17 protein-coding genes are annotated in these 24,560 nt (G+C 70.1%); 6 read left to right on the top strand and 11 right to left on the bottom strand.

Features of this window, described 5'->3' with window-relative positions:
• Positions 1-3: 3 nt before the first annotated feature.
• From eboE to ACFY10_RS14745, 3 genes are read left to right on the top strand one after another with little or no spacing between them, the layout of a single operon-like run.
• Complete coding sequence (gene eboE / locus ACFY10_RS14755) at positions 4-1,173, top strand: metabolite traffic protein EboE (protein WP_390665458.1); 1,170 nt, start codon at positions 4-6, stop codon at positions 1,171-1,173.
• Positions 1,170-2,609, top strand: a complete 1,440-nt coding sequence (locus ACFY10_RS14750) for an alkaline phosphatase family protein (RefSeq protein ID WP_390665457.1) — start codon at positions 1,170-1,172, stop codon at positions 2,607-2,609. Before eboE ends, ACFY10_RS14750 begins: the two co-directional genes overlap by 4 nt.
• 46 nt (positions 2,610-2,655) lie before the next feature.
• Entirely contained in the window at positions 2,656-3,687 is a 1,032-nt protein-coding gene (locus ACFY10_RS14745) for a sugar phosphate isomerase/epimerase family protein (protein ID WP_390665456.1), read from the top strand.
• Between the two features lie 83 nt (positions 3,688-3,770).
• On the opposite strand, the gene ACFY10_RS14740 is transcribed toward ACFY10_RS14745, so the two are convergent.
• The 5 genes from ACFY10_RS14740 to ACFY10_RS14720 all read right to left on the bottom strand — a co-directional run bounded on the left by ACFY10_RS14740 (position 3,771) and on the right by ACFY10_RS14720 (position 11,761).
• On the bottom strand, positions 3,771-5,177 hold the full coding sequence (locus ACFY10_RS14740) for an OFA family MFS transporter (RefSeq protein ID WP_390665455.1): 1,407 nt from the start codon (positions 5,175-5,177) through the stop codon (positions 3,771-3,773).
• A 1-nt stretch (position 5,178) separates the two neighbouring features.
• A complete protein-coding gene (locus ACFY10_RS14735) occupies positions 5,179-6,567 on the bottom strand; it encodes an OFA family MFS transporter (protein ID WP_390665454.1) in 1,389 nt (462 codons plus the stop codon).
• 120 nt (positions 6,568-6,687) lie between these two features.
• Complete coding sequence (locus tag ACFY10_RS14730; RefSeq protein WP_390665577.1) at positions 6,688-8,832, bottom strand: acetate--CoA ligase family protein; 2,145 nt, start codon at positions 8,830-8,832, stop codon at positions 6,688-6,690.
• 4 nt (positions 8,833-8,836) lie between these two features.
• Positions 8,837-10,066: a formyl-CoA transferase gene (gene frc / locus ACFY10_RS14725; protein WP_390665453.1), complete on the bottom strand. Its 1,230-nt coding sequence runs from the start codon at positions 10,064-10,066 to the stop codon at positions 8,837-8,839.
• A 12-nt stretch (positions 10,067-10,078) separates the two neighbouring features.
• Complete coding sequence (locus tag ACFY10_RS14720; RefSeq protein ID WP_390665452.1) at positions 10,079-11,761, bottom strand: thiamine pyrophosphate-binding protein; 1,683 nt, start codon at positions 11,759-11,761, stop codon at positions 10,079-10,081.
• 145 nt (positions 11,762-11,906) lie between these two features.
• Here ACFY10_RS14720 and sucC point away from each other — a divergent pair, with 145 nt between their 5' ends.
• From sucC to ACFY10_RS14705, 3 genes are all read left to right on the top strand, one after another.
• A complete protein-coding gene (gene sucC / locus ACFY10_RS14715) occupies positions 11,907-13,046 on the top strand; it encodes an ADP-forming succinate--CoA ligase subunit beta (RefSeq protein WP_390665451.1) in 1,140 nt (379 codons plus the stop codon).
• A gap of 14 nt (positions 13,047-13,060) precedes the next feature.
• On the top strand, positions 13,061-13,960 hold the full coding sequence (gene sucD / locus ACFY10_RS14710; RefSeq protein ID WP_390665450.1) for a succinate--CoA ligase subunit alpha: 900 nt from the start codon (positions 13,061-13,063) through the stop codon (positions 13,958-13,960).
• A gap of 137 nt (positions 13,961-14,097) precedes the next feature.
• Positions 14,098-15,639: an aldehyde dehydrogenase family protein gene (locus ACFY10_RS14705; protein WP_390665449.1), complete on the top strand. Its 1,542-nt coding sequence runs from the start codon at positions 14,098-14,100 to the stop codon at positions 15,637-15,639.
• 52 nt (positions 15,640-15,691) lie between these two features.
• Here ACFY10_RS14705 and ACFY10_RS14700 read toward each other — a convergent pair whose 3' ends face one another.
• Genes ACFY10_RS14700 through ACFY10_RS14675 form a run of 6 tightly spaced genes read right to left on the bottom strand, consistent with a single transcriptional unit; the run spans position 15,692 to position 24,443 of the window.
• Positions 15,692-17,182 (bottom strand): fibronectin type III domain-containing protein, encoded by a 1,491-nt coding sequence (locus ACFY10_RS14700; protein WP_390665448.1) that lies wholly within the window; start codon positions 17,180-17,182, stop codon positions 15,692-15,694.
• Positions 17,179-18,276 (bottom strand): endo-1,3-alpha-glucanase family glycosylhydrolase, encoded by a 1,098-nt coding sequence (locus tag ACFY10_RS14695; protein WP_390665447.1) that lies wholly within the window; start codon positions 18,274-18,276, stop codon positions 17,179-17,181. The genes ACFY10_RS14700 and ACFY10_RS14695 overlap by 4 nt, the downstream gene beginning before the upstream one ends.
• Positions 18,273-19,274 carry a hypothetical protein gene (locus ACFY10_RS14690; protein ID WP_390665446.1) on the bottom strand — a complete coding sequence of 334 codons (1,002 nt, stop codon included), beginning with the start codon at positions 19,272-19,274 and terminating at the stop codon, positions 18,273-18,275. Before ACFY10_RS14690 ends, ACFY10_RS14695 begins: the two co-directional genes overlap by 4 nt.
• A complete protein-coding gene (locus ACFY10_RS14685; RefSeq protein ID WP_390665445.1) occupies positions 19,259-20,518 on the bottom strand; it encodes an alkaline phosphatase family protein in 1,260 nt (419 codons plus the stop codon). The genes ACFY10_RS14690 and ACFY10_RS14685 overlap by 16 nt, the downstream gene beginning before the upstream one ends.
• On the bottom strand, positions 20,515-22,038 hold the full coding sequence (locus ACFY10_RS14680; RefSeq protein ID WP_390665444.1) for an ArnT family glycosyltransferase: 1,524 nt from the start codon (positions 22,036-22,038) through the stop codon (positions 20,515-20,517). Before ACFY10_RS14680 ends, ACFY10_RS14685 begins: the two co-directional genes overlap by 4 nt.
• A complete protein-coding gene (locus ACFY10_RS14675) occupies positions 22,035-24,443 on the bottom strand; it encodes a glycosyltransferase (RefSeq protein ID WP_390665443.1) in 2,409 nt (802 codons plus the stop codon). The genes ACFY10_RS14680 and ACFY10_RS14675 overlap by 4 nt, the downstream gene beginning before the upstream one ends.
• Positions 24,444-24,560 lie beyond the last annotated feature (117 nt).

Raw genomic sequence — 24,560 nt, 5'->3', positions numbered from 1 at the left:
GCCATGCGCTTCCGCCACCCCGACGGCTCCACCGTCCACCTCGCCTACTGCACCAACGTCCACCCGGCCGAAACCCTCGACGGCGTCCTCGCACAGCTCCGCGAGCACTGCGAACCCGTCCGTCGCCGCCTCGGCCGCGACCGTCTCGGCATCGGCCTGTGGCTCGCCAAGGACGCCGCGCACGCCCTCGTCACCGACCCGTCCGCGCTGCGCGGCCTGCGCAACGAGCTCGACCGGCGCGGCCTCGAAGTCGTCACCCTCAACGGCTTCCCCTATGAGGGCTTCGGCGCCGAGGAGGTCAAGTACCGCGTGTACAGGCCGGACTGGGCCGACCCGGAACGCCTCGACCACACCACCGCCCTGGCCCGAGTCCTCGCCGGGCTCCTCCCCGACGACATCACCGAGGGCACCATCTCGACGCTGCCGCTCGCCTGGCGCACCGTCTATGACGACGCGCGCGCAGAGAAGGCCCATGCCGCCCTCCTCACTCTCGGCGAACGCCTCGACGCCCTCGCCGAGCTGACCGGCCGCTCCATCCGCGTCGGCCTCGAGCCCGAACCCGGCTGCGTCGTCGAGACCACCGGCGACGCCCTCGCCCCGCTCACCGCGATCGCCCACCACCGCATCGGCATCTGCGTCGACACCTGCCACCTCGCCACCTCCTTCGAAGACCCGCACACCGCCCTGGACGCGCTCGCCACGGCCCGCGTCCCCATCGTCAAGTCCCAGCTCTCAGCCGCCCTGCACGCCGAGCACCCCCACCGACCCGAGGTCCGCGCAGCCCTCGCCGCCTTCGACGAACCCCGTTTCCTGCACCAGACCCGCACCACCACTCCCGCCGACCTGCGCGGCACCGACGACCTCGGCGAGGCCCTCGAAGCCGGCACCCTGCCCGACGCGGCACCCTGGCGCGCCCACTTCCACGTCCCGCTGCACGCGGCCCCCGCCGCGCCCCTCACCTCCACGCTCCCTGTGCTGAAGGCCGCGCTGGCCCGGCTTGTCGGCGGCCCGCACCCGCTCACCCGCCACCTCGAGGTGGAGACCTACACCTGGCAGGCCCTGCCCCCCGACCTGCGGCCCCGCGGCCGAGCCCAGCTCGCCGACGGCATCGCCGCCGAACTCACCCTGGCGCGCGACCTGTTGACCGACCTCGGCCTGAAGGAACTCCCATGAGCACCCATCGGGCCGGTCCGGACCCCACTCCCCTCCTCGTCCTCGACGTCGTCGGCCTCACCCCGCGTCTCCTCGACCACATGCCCCATCTCAAGGCGCTCGCCCGGTCCGGTTCCCGGGCGGCGCTCGGCACCGTCCTGCCCGCCGTCACCTGCGCCGCTCAGTCCACCTTCCTCACCGGCACCCACCCGTCCGAGCACGGCATCGTCGGCAACGGCTGGTACTTCCGCGAGCTCGGCGACGTACTCCTGTGGCGGCAGCACAACGGACTCGTCGCCGGAGACAAACTCTGGGACGCCGCCCGCCGCGCGCACCCCGGCTACACGGTCGCCAATATCTGCTGGTGGTACGCCATGGGCGCCGACACCGACATCACCGTCACCCCCCGTCCGGTCTACTACGCCGACGGCCGCAAGGAACCCGACTGCTACACCCGGCCCCCGGCCCTGCACGACGAACTCACCGACAGACTCGGCACCTTCCCCCTCTTCCACTTCTGGGGCCCCGGCGCGGACCTGGTCTCCAGCCAGTGGATCATCGACGCCACCCGCCACATCATGGACACCCGGCACCCCGACCTGACGCTCTGCTACCTCCCTCACCTCGACTACGACCTGCAGCGCTTCGGCCCCGACGACCCGCGCTCCTTGAAAGCGGCCGCCGACCTGGACGCCGCCATGGCCCCGCTCCTGGACGACGCGCGCGCCGAGGGCCGTACCGTCGTGGCGCTGTCCGAGTACGGCATCACCCGCGCGGACCACCCCGTCGACATCAACCGGGCCCTGCGCCGCGCCGGACTGCTGGAAGTGCACACGCAGGACGGCATGGAGTACCTCGACCCGATGGCGTCCCGCGCGTTCGCGGTCGCCGACCACCAGATCGCCCACGTCTATGTGCGCCGGCCCGAGGACCTCGACGCCACCCGCGCGGCACTGGCCGACCTGCCCGGCATCGAGCAACTCCTCGACGACGAGGGCAAGAAGACCCACCACCTCGACCATCCGCGCTCGGGCGAACTGGTCGCCGTCGCGGAGCCGGACGCCTGGTTCACGTACTACTACTGGCTCGACGACGACCGCGCGCCCGACTTCGCACAGCTCGTCGAGATCCACCGCAAACCCGGCTACGACCCGGTCGAGTTGTTCATGGATCCGCTCGACCCCTACGTCAAGGTCAAGGCGGCAACGGCGCTTGCCCGCAAGAAGCTGGGCCTGCGCTACCGGATGGCGGTCGTACCCCTCGACCCGTCACCTATTCGAGGCAGCCACGGCCGCCTTCCTGCGAGCGACGACGACGGTCCGCTCCTCATCTGCTCCACCCCCCGCGCTGTCGGCGACCGCGTCGCGGCCACCGATGTGAAGTCACTGCTGCTCCAACTCGCCGGTCTCGCCCGACCGGTCCCGCAGGACCCGTCTTTTCCGACTGGTCACAAGTGAAGCACTCACCACTGACAACGCCCTCCGACACCGAGGAGTTCCAGGCATGAGCCGCACCTCCCAGACCGATCCCGAACTCACCCACCGCCTCAGCAGACGAGGCATGCTCGGCGTGGCCGCGGGCGCCACGGCCGCCGCGCTGCTGGGCGCCGCCACGGCCCCCGCCACCGCCGCCGAAGCCCCTGCCGCCGGCCGCGGACGTCCCGTCCTGCCGCCCGGGCGGCTCGGCATCCAGCTGTACAGCCTGCGCGACAAGGTCTCCACGCTGGGCTTCGCGCCCGTCTTCGCCGAACTGGAGAAGTACGGGTACGACGAGGTCGAGTTCGCCGGTTACACCCAGGGCTCCGCGGGCCCCATCACCCTCGCCCAGCTCAGGCGGCTGGCGCAGGACCACGGTCTGAACCCGATCGGCAGCCACGTCGGCTACTACTCCAGCGACCCGAGCGCCTACACCTTCGCCCAGAACCTCACCAAGGTCCTCGACGACGCCGAGGCCCTGGGCCTCAAGCACATCGGCACCGCCTCGGGCCCGGGCCGCTACGGAAACACCGTCGACGGATGGAAACGGGCCGCCGAGGAGTTCAACGCGTACGGTGCGGCGGCCAAGGCGCGCGGCATGAAGTTCTACCAGCACAACCACTCCGACGAGTTCGCGTTCGCCACCGACAATCCCAAGGTCCGTCTCTACGACGTGCTGCTCGCCGAGACCGATCCCGGCCTCGTATACCTGGAGATGGACATCTTCTGGGCCTACGCCGGTCAGTTCCGTTTCTCGAAGCGGCCCGACGGCAGCCCCGCTCCCTTCGAACCCCTCGACTACGTGCTCAGGCAGCCCCACCGCTACCCGCTCTTCCACGTCAAGGACGGAGTGAGCGACCCGTCGAACCAGTTCGGCTACCGCATGGTCGACGTCGGCGACGGCGACATCGACTACCAGCGCTTCATCTCCGCCGTGACCCGGCTGCGCGGCGAGCGCCTCGCCCACCACTGGCAGACCGAACACGACCAGCCGACCGAGTCGTTCACGTTCGCGCGCCGCTCCAGCGCATACCTGCACTCACTGCGTGAGAAGTGCTGACGGCCACACAGGGGTCGCACACATGAGGGGGCCCTCCCCGCAATCCCGGGGAGGGCCTCCTCACGCGCGCGTGCCGTCAACCGTCAACCGGTGGGCTGCGGTTGCGGAGTCAGCGCATCCGAACTGCTGCGCCCGGGCTGCCGCAGCAGCAGCGCGATCGCCGCCGCGACCATCGAGACGCCGCCGGCCAGCGCGTACGCCCCGTTGTAGCCCCAGGCCGCGACCACCATGGAGCCGAGGCCGCCGCCGAACAGGCCGCTGACCAGCTTTCCGCTGTACACCAGGCCGTAGTTGGTGGCGTTGTAGTTCTCCCCGAAGTAGTCCGGGGTGAGCGCCGCGAACATCGGGTAGAACGCCCCGCCGCCGAAGCCGGAGAGGAAGGCGAAGAACAGGAAGAGCCACTCGCTCTTCATCTCGCCCGCCAGGATCACACCGAACTGGGCGAGCCCCAGGACGACAATGACGAACACCAGGGTCGACTTGCGGCCCCACTTGTCGGACAGCCAGCCCACCACACCCCGGCCGACGCCGTTGATGACCGCCATGACGCCCATGGAGGACGCCGCCACCAGGGGGCCGAAGCCGACGTCCTTGGCGTAGTCGACCTGGAAGGAGATCCCGAAGATCGACACACCGGCGGTCATCACGATGGAGATCCACATCAGGGGCAGCATGCCCGTCCTGATGGCCTCCTTGGGCGTGTACTGCTTCGTCGCGGGCGGGTTCTTGGCGAGGCTGTCCGCGCTCTTCGGGGCACCCGAGAACGTCAGCGGATCGATGTCCGCGGGCCACCAGTTCTTCGGCGGGTCCTTGAAGAAGAACGCGCACCCGAACACCACGATCATGATGTAGCAGCCGATCAGGTCCAGGACGCGGTGGTAGTTCCCGGTGTCGAAGGCGTAGTTGAAGATGAAGATGAACGGCAGCGACCCGTAGGCGAAGCCGCCGTTGACGAAGCCGGTGCGCGCGCCGCGGCGCTCGGGGAACCACTTGCCGACCATGTTGATGCAGGTCGCGTAGACCAGGCCGGCACCGAGCCCGCCGATGACACCGAAGCCCAGGATCGCCAGCCACACGTTGCTCAGGTGCGACAGGGCGAGGAATCCGACCAGGCACATCCCGGAGCCGACGTACATGGCCTTGCGGGCCGTCAGGATGCCCTTCTCGCGCAGCCAGCCCGCCGGGAAGGCGATGCCGGCCTGGAAGAACACCCAGACGCTGAGGATCCAGAAGGTGTTGGACTGCGTCCAGCCGTGCGCGTGGGACAGCGTGTCCTCCGCGGAGCCGTACGCGTATTCGAAGACGCTGATGGCCATCATGGCGATCCATGGGAGGTACACCATGAACTTGCGGGAGTGGCCGAGGATGTCCCGGTCGGTCTCGCCGATGCGGTAGACACGGCCGCGCGAGTCGGTCACTTCACGGTAGGGACGGTGTGCGGCGTCGGGGTCTGCCGACGAACTGCCGGCTGCGATGGGGTCCGCGGTCATGTCAGGCCATCTCCTCGCCGAGCGGGTGCGGGTTGGGGACGATGCGCCGGGCCTTCGGCCTGCCCGGGGACTTCAGGAAGAGAGCCAGCACCGCGGAGGCCAGGCCGATGGAACCCGCCAGCACGAACGCGCCGTGGTAGTCCCAGGCGCCGACGACGACCGCGCCGAGGCCGGAGCCGACGAGCCCGGAGATCAGCTTCGAGCTGTAGACCATTCCGTAGTTGGTGGCGTTGTTGTTCTCGCCGAAGTAGTCCGCCGTCATGGCCGCGAACAGCGGGAAGATCGCGCCGCCGCCGAAACCGGAGACCATGGAGCAGAACAGGAAGAACGGCATGCTGCCCATCTGGCCCGAGACCAGCACGCCGAACTGCGCCGTGCCGAGCACGATGCAGACGATGATCAGGGTGTTGCGGCGGCCGTAGCGGTCGGAGATCCAGCCGATGACACCGCGCCCGGTGCCGTTGACGACGGCTTTCAGGGACATCGCCGTGGCCACGATCCCGCCCGCGAATCCCATGTCCTTGCCGAACGGCACCTGGAAGGCGATGCCGAAGATGTTGATGCCGGCCGTGCACAGCAGACAGAACCACATCATCCACAGGACGGGCGTACGGGCAGCCTCCTTGGGTGTGTACTGCTTGACCGCCGGCGGGTTCTTCTCCAGCGCCCGGCGGATCTTCGGGTCGTCGGTCAGCCTCAGTGGGTCGACGCGCGCGGGCCACCAGTTCTTCGGCGGGTCCTTGAAGAACCAGCCGGCCCCGGCCACCACCAGGCACAGCCCGATGCCCACACAGGCGAGCACGGTCCGGTAGTTGCCCAGGTCCATGTAGGAGGTGAACAGGAAGACGAACGGCACGGACCCGTAGGCGAAGCCGCCGTTGACGAAGCCCGTCTTGCCGCCCTTGCGCTCCGGATACCACTTGCCGACCATGTTCACGCAGGTCGCGTAGACGAGGCCGGCACCGATGCCACTGCACATGCCGAAGCCGAAATACGCCACGGCCACGGTCGGCGCGTACGCCAGCGACAGATAGCCGAGCATCGTGCCGACGGCGCCGATCAGCATCGCCGTACGGGCGGGCAGTCTGCCGCTCTCCCGCAGCCGGCCCGCGGGGAAGGCCACGGCCGCCTGGAAGAACACCCAGACGCCCATCAGCCAGAAGATGTGTCCGCTGCTCCACAGATGCGCCTCGTGCAGCGTGTCCTCCGCCGACGTGAACGCGTACTCGGCGGAGCTGATGCCCATCATGCCCACCCAGGGCAGGATGACCATCCATTTGCGTGTCCGTCCCATGATGTCGACGTCTGTTTCGCCGATCCGGTACACGCGGCCGTTGCGGTCCGTCACCTCTCTGTAGGGGACGGACGCCGAATAGTCGGTCGTTGTCATCGCTCAGTGCCCCTTGCGTCGAAAGCTCTGGCCAGCGCCCCCTGTCCAATGCGTTTCGCGTGCGCACGGGTCCCGGGGCCGGCCGACCGCACTGTCGGCCGACCCCGCGCTCCACTCACCTCATGAACCGCCCCCCAACAGGCCCGCCGCCCGCGCCCACCGGTACTTCGCGCCGAGCACGGCCACCGGCTTCTCGGTCGTGTACGGGTACGCCACGACCCCTCGCTCGTAGAGGTACTGGCAGGCCTCCTCGACCTCGACGTCGCCCGCGAGCGAGGCCACCACGGGCTTCTCGATGCCGCGCTCCCGGAACTCGGCCACCACGCGCGCGGTGAGCTCCGCGAAGACCATCGGGGGAGTGACGATGGTGTGCCAGTAGCCCAGCACGAGCGCGTGGATGCGCGGGTCCTCCAGGCCCAGCCGGATCGTCGCCTCGTACGTGGACGGCGGCTCGCCCCCGGTGATGTCGACCGGGTTGCCCGCGGCCCCGAAGGGCGGGATGAACTTCCGGAAGGCCTCGTCCAGGTCCGGCGGGATCTCCATCAGGGACAGGCCGTTGTCGGTCACCGCGTCGGACAGCAGTACGCCGCTGCCGCCGGCCCCGGTGATGATCACGACGTTGTCGCCCTGAGGAGCGGGAAGCACCGGCAACGCGCGCGCGTACTCGAGCATTTCGTTCAGCCCGGGCGCCCTGATGACACCCGCCTGCCTGAGGATGTCGTCGTACACGGCATCGTCGCCCGCGAGCGCCCCGGTGTGCGAACCGGCGGCCTTCGCGCCCGCCGCCGTACGGCCCGCCTTGAGTACGACGACCGGCTTCTTCGGCACGGTCGCGCGCGCGGCCTCCACGAAGGCGCGGCCGTCCTTGAGGTCCTCCAGGTGCATCGCGATGCACTCGGTGTGCGGGTCCTCGCCGAACCAGGTCAGCAGGTCGTCCTCGTCCAGGTCCGACTTGTTGCCCAGGCCCACGATCGCCGACACGCCCGTCTTCGTGGTGCGAGCGAAGCCCAGGATGGCCATCCCGATGCCACCGGACTGCGAGGTCAGCGCCACCCCGCCCTTGACGTCGTACGGCGTGCAGAAGGTGGCGCACAGGTCCTGCCACGTCGAGTAGTAGCCGTAGATGTTCGGACCGAGCAGGCGGACGCCGTGCCGCTCGGCGATCGCGACGATCTCCTCCTGGAGTTCGTGCTCACCGGTCTCCGCGAATCCGGAGGGGATCAGCACCGCGTTCGGGATCTTCTTGCGTCCAACCTCCTCCAGGGCCGAGGCCACGAACTTGGCGGGGATCGCGAAGACCGCCACATCCACCTCACCTGGAACGTCCGTGACACTCTTGTACGCCTTGCGGCCCAGAATGTCATCGGCCTTGGGGTTCACCGGATGGATCTCTCCGGCGAAGCCGCCGTCGATGAGGTTGCGCATGACCGAATTGCCGATCTTGCCCTGCTCGTTGGAGGCACCGATGACGGCGACCGACGCGGGCTGCATCAGGCGGCGCATGGAGGTGAGGATCTCCTCGCGCGTGTACGTGCGTCGAGGCCTCGGCACCGACTCGGCGAGGATCACGCGGATGTCCGCCGCGACCGCGCCCTCAGGGGTGGCGATCACCGGGTTGAGGTCGACCTCCGCGATCTCCGGGAAGTCCGCGACCAGTTGCGACACCCGGCGGATCTGCTCGGCGATCGCCCACCGGTCCACGCCCGCCCGGCCGCGCACCCCGTGCAGGATCTCCGCCGACCTGATCGAGTCCAGCATGGACAGCGCCTCGTCGGCGCTCACGGGCGCCAGCCGGAACGTGACGTCCTTGAGGACCTCGACGAGAACCCCGCCGAGCCCGAAGGCGACGACCTTCCCGAACGTCGGGTCCGTCACCGCGCCGACGATGACCTCCTGGCCCTGCGGCAGCAACTCCTGGACCTGCACGCCCTCGATACGCGCGGACGCGTTGTACGCGCGCGCGTTGTCGATGATCTTGTGGAACGCGGCCCGCACGTCCGCGGCGCCCTCGACGCCGACGATCACACCGCCGGCGTCGGTCTTGTGCAGGATGTCCGGGGAGACGATCTTCATCACGACGGGCCCGCCGAAGCGCGCGGCGTACGAGACGGCCGCGTCGACGTCGGCCGCCAGTTCTTCGCCGGGTACGGCGATCCCGTACGCGTCGGCGATCACCTTGCCCTCGGGCGCGGTGAGCGCGGTCCGCCCCTCGGCCCGCACAGTGTCGAGGAGCGACCGCACCCTCAGCTCCCGGTCTTCGGCCATCACGTCAGATCACTCCGTTCGACTTGAGCAGGCGCAGTTCCTCGTCGCCGAGGCCGAGTTCGCCGATGTAGACCTCTTCGTTGTGCTCGCCGAGCAGGGGTGAACTGGTCACGTCCACCGGCGAGTCGGAGAGCTTGAGCGGGCTGCCCACCGTCGTGAACTCGCCTCGCTCGGGGTGCGGGACGGTGACGACCATCTCGTTGGCGACCAGCGAGTCGTCCTCGATGATCTCCTTGGTGGACAGGATCGGCCCGCACGGGATGTTGTGGGCGTTGAGCCGCTCCAGCACCTCCCACTTGGGAAGCGTCGAGGACCATTCCTCGATCAGCTGGAACATCTTGTTGAGCTTGGGCAGCCGGGCCTGAGGCGTCGCCCACTCGGGGTCCTCGGCCAGCTCCGGCCGGCCGATGAGCTCGCTGAGCGGCTGCCAGCCGACGGGCTGCACGATGACGTACACGTAGTCGTTGGGGCCGCCCGGCGCGCACTTGACCGCCCAGCCGGGCTGGCCGCCGCCGGACGCGTTTCCGGACCTGGGAACTTCCGTGCCGAAGTCCTCGTTGGGATATTCAGCGAGCGGGCCGTGGGCCAGGCGCTGCTGATCGCGCAGCTTCACCCGGCAGAGGTTGAGCACAGCGTGCTGCATGGCCACGTTCACCCGCTGACCGCGCCCGGTGTGCTCCCGCTGGAACAGCGCCGCGAGTATCCCCGCCACGGCGTGGACGCCCGTCCCCGAGTCTCCGATCTGGGCCCCCGTCGCCAGCGGCGGCCCGTCCTCGAAACCTGTCGTCGACATCGACCCGCCCATGGCCTGCGCGACGACCTCGTACGCCTTGAAGTTGGTGTATGGGCCGTCCCCGAACCCCTTGATGGAGGCATAGACGATTCGCGGATTGATCTCCTGGATGCGGTCCCAGGTGAAGCCCATGCGGTCGACCGCGCCCGGTCCGAAGTTCTCGACCATGACGTCGGAGCGCCGGATCAGCTCGGTGAGGATCTCCTTGCCGCGCTCGGTTTTGGTGTTGAGGGTGATGCTCCGCTTGTTGCAGTTGAGCATCGTGAAGTAGAGGGAGTCGACGTCCGGGAGATCGCGCAGCTGCCCCCGCGTGATGTCACCGGTCGGTGCCTCCAGCTTGACCACGTCCGCCCCGAGCCAGGCGAGCAGCTGGGTGGCGGAGGGCCCGGACTGGACGTGCGTCATGTCGAGGACACGGATGCCTTCGAGAGCCTTGGTCATGGCCGGCTCACCTCACTTGTACATCGTCTGGTTCATGGTTCCGGGGGCGTACGCGTCCGGGTCGACCCAGACGTTGATCAGCGACGGCTTGCCCGACTCACGGGCACGCTGCAGCGCCGGGCCGATGTCGGCGGGATCGCGGACCTCCTCGCCGTAACCGCCCAGCATCTGCGCGAACTTGTCGTAGTGGACGTCGCCGAGGGTGTTGCCGACCCGCTCTCGTTCCAGGCCGTACTTGGCGGCCTGGCCGTAGCGGATCTGGTTCATGGAGGAGTTGTTGCCGACGATGCCGACGAAGGGGAGGTCGTAGCGGACGAGGGTCTCGAAGTCCCAGCCGGTGAGGGAGAAGGCGCCGTCGCCGAAGAGGGCGACGACCTCCTTGTCGGGCCGTGCCTGCTTGGCCGCGAGCACGAAGGGGACGCCGACGCCGAGGGTGCCGAGCGGGCCCGGGTCCATCCAGTGCCCGGGTGACTTGGGCTGGACGACCTGCCCGGAGAAGGTGACGATGTCGCCGCCGTCGCCGATGTAGATGGAGTCCTCGGTGAGGAAGTCGTTGATCTCGCTGACCAGGCGGTACGGGTGGATCGGTGAGGCGTTCGACTTCAGGCTCGGCAGCCGCTTCTCGATGGCGGTCTGCTCGGCGGCACGCAGCTCGTCGAGCCACTCCTTGCGCTTCGACGCGCCTCCATTGATGCGGCCAGACGCGGCCTCGGTGACCGACTTCAGGACGAGGCCCGCGTCTCCGACGATCCCGAGATCGATGTCCCGGTTCTTGCCGACGGTGCGGTAGTCGAGATCGATCTGCACGACGGTCGCGTCCGGCGACAGCCGCTTGCCGTAGCCCATGCGGAAGTCGAAAGGCGTACCGACGACGACGATGACGTCCGCGTTGGAGAAGGCGTACCGGCGCGACAGCTGGAAGTGGTGCGGGTCGCCGGGTGGGAGGGTGCCGCGGCCTGCCCCGTTCATGTAGGCGGGGATGTTCAGCGTGCGGACGAGGTCGATCGCCGCCTCGGTGCCGCGGGTCGTCCACACCTGGCTGCCGAGCAGGATGGCCGGCTTCTCGGCGTGTACGAGCAGGTCGGCGAGGTTCTCGACGGCCTCGGGGTCGCCGGCCGAGCGGGTCGAGGCGCGGTAGGCGCCCGCCTTCGGCACGCGGGCCTTGCTGACCGGGACCTTGGCGTCGAGGACGTCGCGCGGGATCTCCAGGAAGGAGGGGCCGGGCGCGCCGTGGTAGCACTCGCGGAACGCCATGGACACCATGTCGGCGGCCCGGGCCGTGTCCGGCACGGCCGCCGCGAACTTCGTGATCGGCGTCATCATGTCGACGTGCGGCAGGTCCTGCAGGGACCCCATCTTGTGCTGGGTGAGGGCCCCCTGGCCGCCGATCAGCAGCATCGGGGACTCCGCGCGGAAGGCGTTGGCGACACCGGTGACGGCGTCCGTCGTCCCCGGACCCGCGGTGACGACCGCGCAGCCGGGTTTGCCGGTGAGGCGGGCGTAACCGTCGGCGGCATGGGCGGCGACCTGCTCATGGCGGACGTCGACGACCTCTATGCCCTCGTCGACGCAGCCGTCGTAGATGTCGATGATGTGGCCGCCGCACAGCGTGTAGATGCGGTCGACCCCCTCGGCCTTGAGTGCCTTGGCAACGAGATGACCACCGGAAATCACGTCCTGGGTGTCGTCGGGCATGGCGAAGTCCTGTCCCTTCGTAGGGGGTTCGAACTGCTCTCGCGGTACATTGCATACAGTCGACGAATACTGTATGAAGCTTGTTATCCCGCATCCGGTGGGTGGTGTCCAGGGGGCGTGCGGCACTTTTAAGACAGGAGCCGAAATGGACCTGTACGAGCACCAGGCAAGGGAACTCTTCGAGGAACACGGCATCGTGGTGCCGAGGGCGGAGGTCACCGATTCACCCAAGGAGGCACGCGAGATCGCCCGCAGGCTCGGTGGGCGAGTGGTGGTGAAAGCCCAGGTCAAGACCGGTGGGCGCGGTAAGGCAGGTGGGGTGAAACTCGCCGCGGACCCGGCCGCCGCGGAGCTCACCGCACGGCAGATCCTCGGCATGGACATCAAGGGCCACACGGTCGGCAAGGTGATGCTGGCCCAACCTGTGGACATCCAGAACGAATTCTATGTCTCCTATGTGCTCGACCGCGCGGCGGGCCGTTTCCTCGCCATCGCCTCCGCCGAGGGCGGCATGGAGATCGAGGAGGTCGCCGCAAGCCGGCCGGAGGCAGTGGCCCGCATCCACATCGACCCGGCCGAGGGCGTCACCTCGGCGAAGGCGGGCGAGATCGCCGAGGCGGCCGGACTGCCGGCGCAGACCGTCGACGTCCTCGTACGGCTCTGGCAGGTCCTGGTCCGTGAGGACGCCGTCCTGGTCGAGGTCAATCCACTTGTGCGGACGAAACACGGGCAGATCCTCGCCCTCGACGGCAAGGTCACTCTCGACGGCAACGCCCGCTTCCGGCAGGCACGTTGGGGCGCGGAGAACGCCGGGATCACTGAGCACGACGACGCACTGGAGGCGGCGGCCGCCGCCAAGGGCCTCAACTACGTCAAGCTGGACGGCGAGGTCGGCATCATCGGCAACGGCGCGGGCCTGGTCATGTCGACCCTCGACGTGGTCGCGGGCTGCGGCGCACGCCCCGCCAACTTCCTCGACATCGGCGGGGGAGCCTCCGCCCGGGTCATGGCCGACGGCCTCTCGGTCATCCTGTCCGACCCGGCCGTGAAGTCGGTCTTCGTCAACGTCTTCGGCGGGATCACCGCCTGCGACGCGGTCGCCGACGGCATCGTGCAGGCCCTGGACACCGTCCAGTTGACCAGGCCGCTGGTCGTGCGCCTCGACGGCAACAACGCGGCCCGCGGCCGCGCCATCCTCGACGGGCGCGCGCACCCTCTGGTCCAGCAGGCCACCACCATGGACGGCGCCGCAAGCCGTGCCGCCCGACTCGCCACCGCCAACTGAGGAGACGGGACGACATGGCGATCTATCTCACCAAGGAGAGCAAGGTTCTCGTCCAGGGCATGACCGGCGGCGAGGGCATGAAGCACACCCGGCGCATGCTCGCGGCCGGTACGAATGTCGTCGGGGGCGTCAACCCGCGCAAGGCGGGCCGCAGCGTCGACTTCGACGACCGTACGGTCCCCGTCTTCGGGACGGTCGCCGACGGCATACGGGCGACCGGCGCCGACGTCACCGTCGTCTTCGTGCCGCCCGCCTTCGCGAAGGCTGCCGTCATCGAGGCCGCCGACGCCCGCATCGGCCTCGCGGTCGTCATCACCGAGGGCATCCCCGTCCACGACTCCGTCGCCTTCCACGCCCACGCGAAGGCGAAGGGCACGCGTGTCATCGGCCCCAACTGCCCCGGTCTGATCACCCCCGGCCAGTCCAACGCGGGCATCATCCCGTCCGGCATCACCAAGCCGGGACGCATCGGCCTGGTGTCCAAGTCCGGCACGCTCACCTACCAACTCATGTACGAACTCCGCGACATCGGCTTCTCGACATGCGTCGGAATCGGCGGCGACCCGGTCGTCGGCACCACCCACATCGACTGCCTGGCCGCCTTCGAGGACGACCCCGACACCGAACTGATCGTCCTCATCGGCGAGATCGGCGGCGACGCCGAGGAACGCGCGGCCGCCTACGTCCGCGAGCACGTCACCAAGCCCGTCGTCGGCTACATCGCCGGTTTCACCGCCCCCGAGGGCAGGACGATGGGGCACGCCGGCGCGATCGTGTCCGGCTCCTCCGGCACCGCACAGGCGAAGAAAGAGGCCCTGGAGGCGGCCGGGGTGAGTGTGGGAAACACACCGACCGAGACGGCGAAACTTGTGCTCGCCTGTCTCGAACGCGGGCCCGCGGCCGCTCATAGTTGATGTGAGGCGACGGTGACGCACCACAGCGTGCGTCACGGCGCCCTTCGTACGACGTCCGCGCACGGCAGTGCGAGCCTGCGCGCGACGAGCCATGCACCCCCCGCCCCCGACTGTGCACCGAGAGCGGAGAAACTCCTATGGCAACAACACTCACCCTCAAGTCGGGCACGTCCTGGGCCGACGCCTGGCAGCGCTGCCTGTCCGTCGCCCCGGAGGCCTTCCAGGACGACCGCGTCCTCAACCTCTGGAACTCCGCCTGGCAGGCCGACGGCCGGGCCCTGCCCGCCACCAGCCCCGTCGACGGCAGCCCCATCGCCGGCCCGCCCCGCCTCGACCGCGACACCGCGCACCAGGCCGTGCGCGCGTCGCTCGACCAGCACCGCGCCTGGCGGCACGTCCCCCTCGACGAGCGCCGCGCCCGCGTCGCGGCCACCCTCGACGCCCTCACCGAGCACCGCGAACTGCTGGCCCTGCTGCTGGTGTGGGAGATCGGCAAACCCTGGCGGCTCGCGCAGGCGGACGTCGACCGGGCCATCGACGGCGTGCGCTGGTACGTCGACGGCATCGAACCGATGCTCGACGGGCGGGCCCCGCTGGACGGCCCGGTGTCCAACATCGCGAGCTGGAACTATCCGATGAGCGTGCTCGTTCACGCAATGCTGGTCCAGGCACTGGCAGGCAACGCGGTGATCGCCAAGACCCCGACCGACGGCGGCGTCGCGTGTCTGACCCTGGCCTGTGCGCTCGCCGCCCGCGAGGGGATTCCCGCCACCCTCGTCAGCGGCAGCGGAGGCGAGCTGTCCCAGGCGCTGGTGCGGGCGCCCGAGATCGGCTGCGTCTCCTTCGTCGGCGGGCGCGACACCGGCGCAGCGGTCGCCACGGCCGTCGCCGACCTCGGCAAGCGCCACGTACTCGAACAGGAAGGACTCAACACCTGGGGCATCTGGAACCACTCGGACTGGGACGCATTGACGGCGGTCGTTCCCAAGCTCTTCGACTACGGCAAGCAGCGCTGCACGGCGTACCCGCGCTTCGTCGTCCAACGGCAGCTGTTCGACGAGTTCCTGGCGGCGTACCTCCCGGCGGTGCGCACGCTCAAGGTCGGGCACCCGCTGGCGGTCGAGAACAGTGACGACCCGTATCCGCAGCTGGACTTCGGGCCGGTCATCAACGCGGCCAAGGCCAAGGATCTGCGCGACCAGGTCGCCGAGGCCATCGACCGGGGCGCCGTCCCGCTGCACCGCAGCAGCGAGACCGAGGGCCGGTTCCTGCCCGGCCAGGACACCTCGGCGTACGTCCAACCGGTCACGCTGCTCAACCCGCCGCCGTCCTCACCCCTGCACCACGCGGAGCCCTTCGGCCCGGTCGACACCATCGTCCTGGTCGACACGGAGGCGGAGCTGCTGGCCGCGATGAACGCGTCCAACGGCGCGCTGGTGGCCACCCTGTCCACGGACGACCGGGCGACCTTCGACCGACTGGCCCCGCAGATCCGGGCGTTCAAGGTCGGCCACGGCAAGCCGCGCTCGCGCGGCGACCGCGACGAACTGTTCGGCGGCTTCGGCGCGTCCTGGCGCGGCGCGTTCGTCGGCGGCGAGCTGCTCGTGCGCGCCGTGACGCAGGGCCCGGCGGGAGAGCGGTTGCCGGGGAACTTCCCGGACTACCACCTCATGCCGTGACCGCAGGCCGGGTGGCGTCCCTGTCCGGGGGCGCCACCCGGGGACGAAGGCGTCACGGAGTGACCGGGTAGGTCTGGACGTCGAAGGTCTGCCCGAGCGAGTTCGTCGGCGCGACCGTCACGGAGGTGCCGTCGACGGTCACCTTCAGGAAGTGATACACCTGCGCGTCGTCCGTGGGCACCGTCGCGGCACCGCAGGCCGAACCCCGGTTGCGGCTGTAGGACCAGCCGATGCCGTAGGCGTCGGTGCCCGAGCAGCCGTTCTCGCCGACGGAGTGCACATCGGCGCCACCACCGCCGGTGACATACGACGGGATCCGGCCGGGGCCCGCCGTGTTGCGCTGGTAGAGGTGCGAGTGGCCGTTGAAGACCAGGTCCACGCCGCCGTCCAGGAGGGTCTGCTCGACGTCCGCGAGGAAGGTGTCGCTCGGCTCGCTCGCGCTGTCCGAGCGCAGCGGGAAGTGGAAGAAGGCGAACTTCGGCACGCCGGGATGGGCGGCGAGGTCGGCCTTCAGCCACTCGTACTCGGCGGATCCGTCCTGCCAGTGGGCGTGCGCGTCCTGCTCGTAGATCGCGCAGTGCGAGCCGCACGAACCGCCCGTGGCGCCACCGGTGTTGGAGTTCCCCCACGCGGTGTCGAGCAGGTAGAAGCGGACACCGCCGGTGCTGAAGGCGTAGTACGTCGTCGGATAGCTGATCGCGCTCGAGCCCAGATACGGCGGATAGTCGACCAGCGCCCACACACCGCCGGAGGACGCCGCCAGCGCGGACTGCTTCCACACCGCCAGATAGGTGTTGGTCATGCTGTGGTTGCCGACGGTGCCGATGAGCGGGATGCGCATGCCCGGCTGGGTCCAGTACGACGGCCCGAACCACGAACTGACGTCCACGCCCGTCTGGTTGAGGTCGCCGTACTGGGTCTGCGAGGTGCCCGGATGCGTGTTGTCGCCGGTCTGGACGACGAACCGGGCACCGCTCGAGGCGATCTGGCTCATCACGTTCGCCTGGTTCACATTCAGCGAGCCGTCGTCGACGCCGGAGTTCGTTGTCTCACCGGTGTCGCCGAGGACGTCGAAGCTGAACGGCGTGGTGGAGCCCGCGGATTCGGGGGTGGTGAAGCTCGGCGTCGGCAGTGTGCCCAGCAGGTCGGTGCCGGATGCCGTGTAGACGCGGTAACAGTAGGCGGTGCTTGCGCTCAGGCCCGTCACCGTCACCGAGTTGGCGTACTCCCGGGTCGAGCCGACGGTGATCGGGCTGCCCAGGGTCGGTGAAGTGGCCGTGTTCGCCGTGCAGTTGCCCAGTGGGCCGTAGCGGACCGAGCCGCGGCTCTGTGTCGTGGTCGCCCAGCTCACCTGGACGGACGTCGTCGTGGCGTCCGAGAGATAGGGGGCGCGGGTCAACTGTGCGTCGGCACCCGGTAGTTCGGCGTGCGCCGGCGGGGCGAACGACAGCGCCGTGCCCGCCCCCAGGACGAGGGCGAACACGGCGCTGCGAGCGTGCCTCAAGGAGAGTCTGCTGTGCTGGGAAGAGAGTCTTCTGGTCATGTTCTTCCTTCCTTTCTCATCCTGATCCCGCGCAGCCATGCCATGGCCGCGACGGCGCCCACCACCAGCGCCGCGCAGCCGGTGATCCGCAACAGGCCCTGCCAGTAGCCGAGCGGGTCGTGACGGGCGGCCGAGGAGGAGGGCGCCGACGGAGAGGCCGACACGGGCAGGCCCCGCAACTCCCGTAGGACGTCGAGGGATTGGGTGCCGTGCCGGACCGACGGCTCCACGTGCGAGTTCTCGCTGAACTCGTTCCAGCTGATCAGCCCGAGCACATCCGGGGCCGAGGCCATGGCGGCCGCGTACTCGGTGCGCAACGTCCGGCCGCCGTCCCGTGGCACCGACTTCGTGCCGCCCACCAGGCGGGCGTCGAAGCCGGGGGCGAACGGCGCCATCCAGTAGCCGTGCCCCGCGTGCGCGGCGGCGGCCATCTCGCGCAGCTTGGCCGCGTGCCGGTCGTTGGTGTCCGGGTTGACCGACGACCAGTAGTAGGCGTCCCCGTCGGTGACGTGCGCCAGCCTGCGGATGCCCTGCGGGCTCTTCTCGGTGCCGAGCACCAGCATCCCCTTGCGCACCGGCCCGGTGATGCGCGCGATGTCCGCGGTCGGGTACTGCCATGTGCCACTGAACACCGTCAGCGGCTTGCCGTCGAGACGGAAGAAGGCCGGGTCGCGGGCATAACGGCCGTACAGCAGACGGAAGTCGGCGGCGACGCGGTCCGTCGCGAGAGGACGTCGGTGGAAGTCGAGCCCCTGATAGATGACCGCCACCTTGAAGTCACGTGTCCGCGCCACGTCCAGCAGCATGCGCAGCCGGCGGTTGTTGACGGGTGAGGACTTCCAGCTCACCACGAAGCCGTCGATGCCGGCGGACTTCGCCCAGTCGACATGGGTGCGGATCACGGAGGCGTCGTCGCTGGAGTAGTGGCCCAGACGCGGGTAGTCGGTCTTCGCGCGCTGCCACGACGACGGGGCGAACCACTGGTAGTAGTACGCCAGCAGCGGCACCCGGCGCCCCTCGGCCGAACTCGCGGACGCCGGGAACAGCCCCGCCAGCACCAGCACCAGCACGGCCAGCAGCCCCGGTCTCCTCATCCGCGCTCACCACCCCGCCGTCGCCGCAGCCGCCGCCCGACCAGCAGCAGCCCGGCCGCCAGCACCCCCACCGCGCCCGCCGCCAGCGCCAGATCGTCCCGGCTGACCACCCGCACCTGCATGCTCTGCGTCCGCGACAGCCGGACCTGCTGCACGGCCCGCAGCCCCTGGCCACCGGTCACCTCCACCTCGTACTGCCCGTGCGGCAGATCCCGCAGAGTCGCCGCCCGGTCCGTGCCGAACGGCACCTCGCGCACCGACCCGTCCGGCAGCGTGACCCGCGCCGCCCGCCCGGCCGCCGACCCGAACACCGCGTCCCGCGCCGAGACCGTCAGATCGTGGAACGGCGTCGTGAAGACGACCTCCTGATCCGACGCCGGTTCGAACCGCTGCCGCCCGGCGTCCACCGTGTTCGTGCCGTACGCGTCCGCCGACAGCAGCGCGTATCCGACCTTGCGCGAGGTCAGTACACTCTTGCGGTACACGGGCAGCAGCCCGTCCAGCCACACGGGCTGCCCCACGGGCAGCCGCTGGGTGTGCCCGGTGTCGCTGCGCACGGTTACATACGGCACCCGTCCACGGGGCACGGCGCGACCGCCCTGGTCGCTGCACCGCACCGTCACCCGGAAGCGCGCCGTGAACGCCGCCGTCACCGTGTAGTCCCGGCGCAGCGGCAGCCCCTGCACCGTGCGCCGGAACGCCTGGTCGGGGTCTCGCTGCCCGGCCCACCGGGAGAACGTGAACTGCCGTCCCGCCGAAGCCAGTCCATGGTCGTCGACGGCCAGCGCGTGTTTCGCGAAGTCGTGCGCACCGGTGAAGTACACGCTCCCGTCCGCCCCTGTGACCGCCGTCTGCCCGTCGAACGTGAACGGCACGCCGGCGAGTCGGGGCGTCGTCCGCACCGTGATCGTGACCGCGGTGACAGCCGCCACCGGACTCGGCGCCAGCCCCACCAGCACGACCCCGACCAGCACTAACCACCTCACGATGTACGCCATTTCGGCCGCACCGCCCCCCACAGCAACCCCGCCACCAGCAACGAGGCCGCGCCGTAGACCCCGTACACGGGCACCGGTGACGGCCGCCGCGCCACCGGAAGCGCGGCCTCCCGCACCTGGGCCGGAATCAGCTCGGCCCGCCGCGGCCGAGCCGAGAAGTCGAAGGCGTCGGCGAGACTCCGCGCCTGCGTCGTACGGCCGCCCAGTGACCGCAGCCGCCAGTTGTCCACCACGAACCGCAGCGCACTCGCGGCCTCGAACTGCCCGTGCTGCACCCTCCCCCGCGCCACATACGGGCTGACCAGCAGCGCCGGTACTCGCAGTCCCCGCCCGGCCGGCGGCTTCACATGGTCGTACCAGCCCCCGGAACCGTCGTACGACCACAACAGCGCCGACGAGGACCAGTACTGGCTGACCATCAGCTGTGAGGTGAGCTGCCGCACCAGCCGCTGCCCGGCCGGCACGGAGCGGGCCGACCGCTCGCCCGCGCCCGACGACGCGACGAACGCCACCGCGGGCAGCGTCCCGCGGTCCAAGTCCCGGTAGTACTCGCCGAGGTCGACGATGTGCGCGTTCAGCTTCCGGTTGTCGACGAAGCGCGGCATGTCGAGGAGCGGGACGCGGACGGTCTGGGTGGTCAGGTCGTGGGAGGAGCGGTAGGTCTGCTTCGGGTCGTAGTTCTGGACGTAGAACTTCCAGCTCACGCCCGCCTCTTCGAGCCGGTCGAAGACGGTGGGACCCGTCAGGTCCGGTGTGCCCGCGACCCAGTGGGCGCGGGCTGCGCGGGTGCCGTCGAGCGTGGACGCGAAGAAGTGGTCGAACAGCTCGTAGTGGTCGGCGGCGTTCCAGTAGAAGGGCAGGTCACGGCGGTCGTAGTGGCCCATCGCCACGCGTCCGTCCCGGCCCTGCCGCTCGAAGGCGGCGACGAAGGCGTCCATCCGCCCGTCGTCGTACTGCTGCTGCACCAGGCGCGGCCCGGCACCGGGGGACAGGGGTGGTGAGCCGTGCAGTGCGTACGGCGCCACGGTGCCCGCGTTCGGATGCGCGGGGTCGCGCGGCTGCCTGGTCCCTGCGGTCAGGCCGTCGGCTCCGGGATATGTGCCGAAGTAGTGGTCGAAGGTGCGGTCACCCTGCATGAGATAGACGAAGTGCTGAATGGGCGTGCGTGGGCGGGGAGTTGATGACGCCGTCGCCGTCCCGCTGCCCGTCAGCAGCAGGACCAGTGCCACCAGCAGCACCCTCATGACACCCTCACCCGGTAGATCACGACCACTTTCACCCCGTCCCCGTTGCGTGCCGTGAACACCGCCGTCCCGTGGTAACGCCCCACCAGACCCTCCAGCTTGGCGGTGAAAAATTGCGTACGACGGGCCGTGTACGCGTCCCACACCAGGTACTGGAAGTCGCCGTCCCTCAGGGCCCGGTCCGGGTTCGGGACCGCCCGGTAGCTGGGGTTGCGGCGCGCCGGGTCGGGCGAGACGGAGAGCGCGGAGACCGGACAGAAGCCGTAGTACTGCACCACGTTGGCCATGGACGGCCCGATGGCCAGGAGTCGCGAGCCCTCCGGCGCATGCGCGCGCACCCACAGCCCCGCCTCCCGGCCGCCCGGGAGCCCGCCCGTCCCGGCCAGGAAGCGGGTGCTGGTCTGCGGCTGGATCCGCATCCAGCACGGCACCGCCAGCGACGCCACGACCAGCCAGATCGCCGCGGCCGCAGCGACCCGCTGCACGCGCACCACCCGCGGGAACGAGGTCAGCGTCCGCCCCGCCAGCACCGCGAACACCGGGGCCACGGGCAGCAGATACTGGAAACCCTTCACCGGCCACACCGTGAAGAACAGCGCGGGCACCACGACCCAGCACACCAGCAGCCGCTCCCGCCAGGTGTTCTCCCGCCGCAGCCACACCAAACCCGCCACGGCCGCCACGACCACCAACGGGCCCACGGCCCACGGCACTTCACGGCCGTAGAAGGAATAGGGGTGGTTGGCGCGGCGGAACATCTGCCACAGCAGATAGTTGCCGCCCGCCCGTGCGTGCCCCGCCAGCAGCTGGGACAGCGGATGGGCCACCGCCACCACCCCGATCACGCCCAGCGCGGGCAGCAGATGCCGCCAGCGGGTGCGCACGGCCGGGGTCAGCGCGAAGAACGCGTACAGCGAACCCAGGAAGACGATCGACGTCTCCTTCGCCAGCACCGTGAACCCGAGCATGCCGCCGGCCGCCAACAGCCAGCGCGGGGACGGCGATTCGGCGTACCGCACGACGCAGTACAGCGCACCGGTCGCGCACAGCGTCATCGGCGCGTCCAGGAGCACCTGGCGGCTGACCACCACGTGGTACGGCATCACCGCCAGCAGCAGCGCCCCGACGAGCGCGGCCCGCCGCCCGTACAGCCTTCGCCCGAGCCCGTACGTCACCGTCACCGTCGCCACACCCAGCAGCGCCGGCACGGCACGCGCCGCCCAGTCGCTCTCGTGGACGCGCAGCGCCAGCGACACGAGCGACTGGAACAGCACCGGATGCGCCCGGAACACCGGGAAGAGCGAGCCGAGCCGATCATCCCCCGCGAGTGAGGCCGCCGTTCCCGTGTACACCGCCTCGTCGCTGTTGAACCCGGTCGCGGTGAGCTGCCACAGCCGCAGGAAAGCAGCCAGCAGCAGTACGGCGGTCAGGGGCGCGGCAGCCCGCACCCCGGCGCCGGAGGGGGCCGGCGCCGGGGCGGTGCGGGATGCTCCCCTGGGGAGCACGAACCGGTCGGTCATGCGGCCGAGCCGGCCTGCAGTCCCCAGCGGGGCCAGGCCTCGGCGGCGGCACTCACCGTCGGACGGTGCTCCTCGCCCGCCAGCAGCCGCGGTATCTCGTCGGCCCACCCGAAACAGTCCGAGGCGAGCACGCGGGTACGGACACCGGACAGGAATCCGGCGAGGATCTCCCGCTCCCGGGCGCGCAGTTCGGCATGGTCGAGACCGTCGATGCGCAGCGCCGGCGCGAGATAACGGTAGGGCGGGAAGCCGTACGCGTCCTCGGTGTTGACCAGCATCCGCTCCAGCGCCACGTCGTCGTCGAGGTCGTACAGGTCGGGCGCTCCGCGCTCGATGACGAACAGGTCCCGAACCTCGGTGCTCGATCCCAGCCGGCAGGGCACCAGCCGGTCGACGCTGTATTTCGGCGGCGGCACCAGGATCTGCGTGATGGCGTTGATGCCCATGATCGGCAGGTTGAAGCGGGACAGCATCAGCGCGATCGAACGACCGCCCTTGGAGTGCAGCCGCGACTGCAGATTCAGCCGGCGCCACTCCTTCTTCGTCAGGTCCTCGGCCTGCACGGCCCGCAGCGTGTGCGCGCTGATGGTCAGCGGCTTCGGGAAGCACACGGCCCGCCCGGTCGCGTCCACGACCGTCATGTCGTCCGACAGGAACCGCCCGCCGTGCTCGCGCAGCAGCCTGAGGACGGTCGCGGTCTTGCCGGTGTCGGTCAGCGCCGACAGCATCACCCCGCGCCCGTCGAGCTCCACGCACGCGGAGTGCAGCAGCATCCGCCCGCGCGAGATCAGCACGAACCGCAGCAGCGCCTCGACGACGTTCGTGTACACGACATGCGGTGAACGGGCCAGGAGCGGTCCGACCTCGACCGTGATCGGCGGACCCAGCCGCACCCGGAAGTTCGCGCCGAAGCGCCCCAGGTGTTCCTCGTAGCGCAGCGCGGCCGTGTCGCTGTGGTCCTCGGTCAGCGCGGCCCGCCCGCGCGGCCTGCGCCGCCCGACGTCCCCGACGCGCACCGCGATGTCGACGTCCGCGTCCGGGACCCACTGGGCCCGGAAGAACTCCAGCTCGGGCAGCCGTATCTGGGAGCCGATGGTGACGGTCCCGGCGACGTCGTAGCGGTAAGGCAGGTACACGGACCGCTTCTTGCTGACCGGTGCGCTCGGAGCATCGGCGTCGACGAGCATCTTCACGGGATCACGCCGCCGGACCTTCTTCTCGCCGCCGCTGTAGATCATGCGGTCGCTGATCAGGAACCGCAGGACGAAGAGCAGGACGAGGGTGAGCGCGTTGGCCGTGAGGACGCCCACGCCGGCGACGACGAGCCACTGCAGCAGTGGGAGCCGGGCGATCAGGAGCAGGTTGTTCATCGCGAAGAAGCGGCCGGCCCGACCGGGCCAGGTGCCCTTGCGCTGCCCGTTGCGGTAGACGGCCGCATCGGTGAGCAGGAAGTTCCAGGCGGTGGAGAACTGGGTCGCGAGCGCCGCCCCCACCAGGTGGTGCACCCCGAGCACGTCGAAGAACAGCCACAGTGCCGCCGTGTTGACGGCGATCCCGGACACACCCACCAGTCCGAACGCGACCATCCGCATCAACTGCTGCTGCCCGCCCGCCACCGAGCGCCGCAGCCGCACGACATGCCGCACGAAGGCCAGCCCCTCCCTGACGGAGGCCTTGGACCGGCCGGCCTCGCGGGGTGCGAAGGTGTACGCCACCTCGGCGACCCGGGCGGCCGGATGCCGTACCAGGATCTCCAGCAGGATCTTGAAGCCGACCGGTCGCAGCCGCCCGGTGTCGATCGCGTCCCGGCGGAACGCGAACAGTCCGCTGAGCGGGTCGCTGACGGTGGCGAGTCGACGCGGGAAGGCCGTCTTGACCAGGCGGGTCGCGGACGACGAGGTCGCCTGCCGCCCCGGGCCCGCGAGCCCCTCGGACTGTCCGGTGCCGGCGTACCGGGTGCCGACGGCGATGTCCACGCCCTCCCGCATCGCGGTCCTGGCCAGCAGCGCGGCGGCCTGCGGCGGATGCTGCAGGTCCGCGTCCATGACCAGCACCCAGGCGCCGCGCGCGGCACGGATGCCGGCGACGACGGCCCCCGACAGACCGCCGGCGCGCAGGCCGGCCGGCCGGTGCAGGGCGCGGACCGGGACGGGACAGCCCGGCGCGAGCGCGGCGATCTCATCGACCGTCCCGTCGTCACTGTCGTCCACGAAGAGGATCTCGGCCCCGAGCGGGGCGAGGGCCGGCCCGAGCCGGTCGAGAAGCAGCGGAACGCTCTCCTGCTCGTCACGGGTGGGTACGAGGACGGTCAGCCGGGGCGCGGCACCGCTGCCGTCGCCTCCGCCGCCGAGTTCCCGGACACCCGTCGGCACCCCGTCATGGGCAGCCGAAAGGGAATCGATCACGTGCGCCATGGAGTCCCCCCAGAACGCGTGCCGTCGGCCGAGCGGCGCGACGGACACCGACGACCGCCCGCAGACGCGGGCGGAGGAATGAGCGGTGACCCTCGCGGGCGTACGGTC

Origin of the sequence: Streptomyces sp. NPDC001401 (genome assembly GCF_042895385.1) — a bacterium.
Lineage (GTDB): Bacteria > Actinomycetota > Actinomycetes > Streptomycetales > Streptomycetaceae > Streptomyces.
Note: the sequence above shows the minus strand (reverse complement) of the source record. Positions and strands in the feature narration are given on the sequence as shown.

Bases quoted from the DNA above. Each gene is read 5' to 3' on its own strand.
- ACFY10_RS14700 (WP_390665448.1), bottom strand. From the start codon at position 17,182: ATGACCAGAAGACTCTCTTCCCAGCACAGCAGACTCTCCTTGAGGCAC.
- ACFY10_RS14720 (WP_390665452.1), bottom strand. From the start codon at position 11,761: ATGCCCGACGACACCCAGGACGTGATTTCCGGTGGTCATCTCGTTGCC.
- ACFY10_RS14680 (WP_390665444.1), bottom strand. From the start codon at position 22,038: ATGACCGACCGGTTCGTGCTCCCCAGGGGAGCATCCCGCACCGCCCCG.
- ACFY10_RS14685 (WP_390665445.1), bottom strand. From the start codon at position 20,518: ATGAGGGTGCTGCTGGTGGCACTGGTCCTGCTGCTGACGGGCAGCGGG.
- ACFY10_RS14690 (WP_390665446.1), bottom strand. From the start codon at position 19,274: ATGGCGTACATCGTGAGGTGGTTAGTGCTGGTCGGGGTCGTGCTGGTG.
- sucC (WP_390665451.1), top strand. From the start codon at position 11,907: ATGGACCTGTACGAGCACCAGGCAAGGGAACTCTTCGAGGAACACGGC.
- sucD (WP_390665450.1), top strand. From the start codon at position 13,061: ATGGCGATCTATCTCACCAAGGAGAGCAAGGTTCTCGTCCAGGGCATG.
- ACFY10_RS14745 (WP_390665456.1), top strand. From the start codon at position 2,656: ATGAGCCGCACCTCCCAGACCGATCCCGAACTCACCCACCGCCTCAGC.
- frc (WP_390665453.1), bottom strand. From the start codon at position 10,066: ATGACCAAGGCTCTCGAAGGCATCCGTGTCCTCGACATGACGCACGTC.
- ACFY10_RS14730 (WP_390665577.1), bottom strand. From the start codon at position 8,832: ATGGCCGAAGACCGGGAGCTGAGGGTGCGGTCGCTCCTCGACACTGTG.
- ACFY10_RS14735 (WP_390665454.1), bottom strand. From the start codon at position 6,567: ATGACAACGACCGACTATTCGGCGTCCGTCCCCTACAGAGAGGTGACG.
- ACFY10_RS14740 (WP_390665455.1), bottom strand. From the start codon at position 5,177: ATGACCGCGGACCCCATCGCAGCCGGCAGTTCGTCGGCAGACCCCGAC.
- ACFY10_RS14750 (WP_390665457.1), top strand. From the start codon at position 1,170: ATGAGCACCCATCGGGCCGGTCCGGACCCCACTCCCCTCCTCGTCCTC.
- eboE (WP_390665458.1), top strand. From the start codon at position 4: ATGCGCTTCCGCCACCCCGACGGCTCCACCGTCCACCTCGCCTACTGC.
- ACFY10_RS14695 (WP_390665447.1), bottom strand. From the start codon at position 18,276: ATGAGGAGACCGGGGCTGCTGGCCGTGCTGGTGCTGGTGCTGGCGGGG.
- ACFY10_RS14705 (WP_390665449.1), top strand. From the start codon at position 14,098: ATGGCAACAACACTCACCCTCAAGTCGGGCACGTCCTGGGCCGACGCC.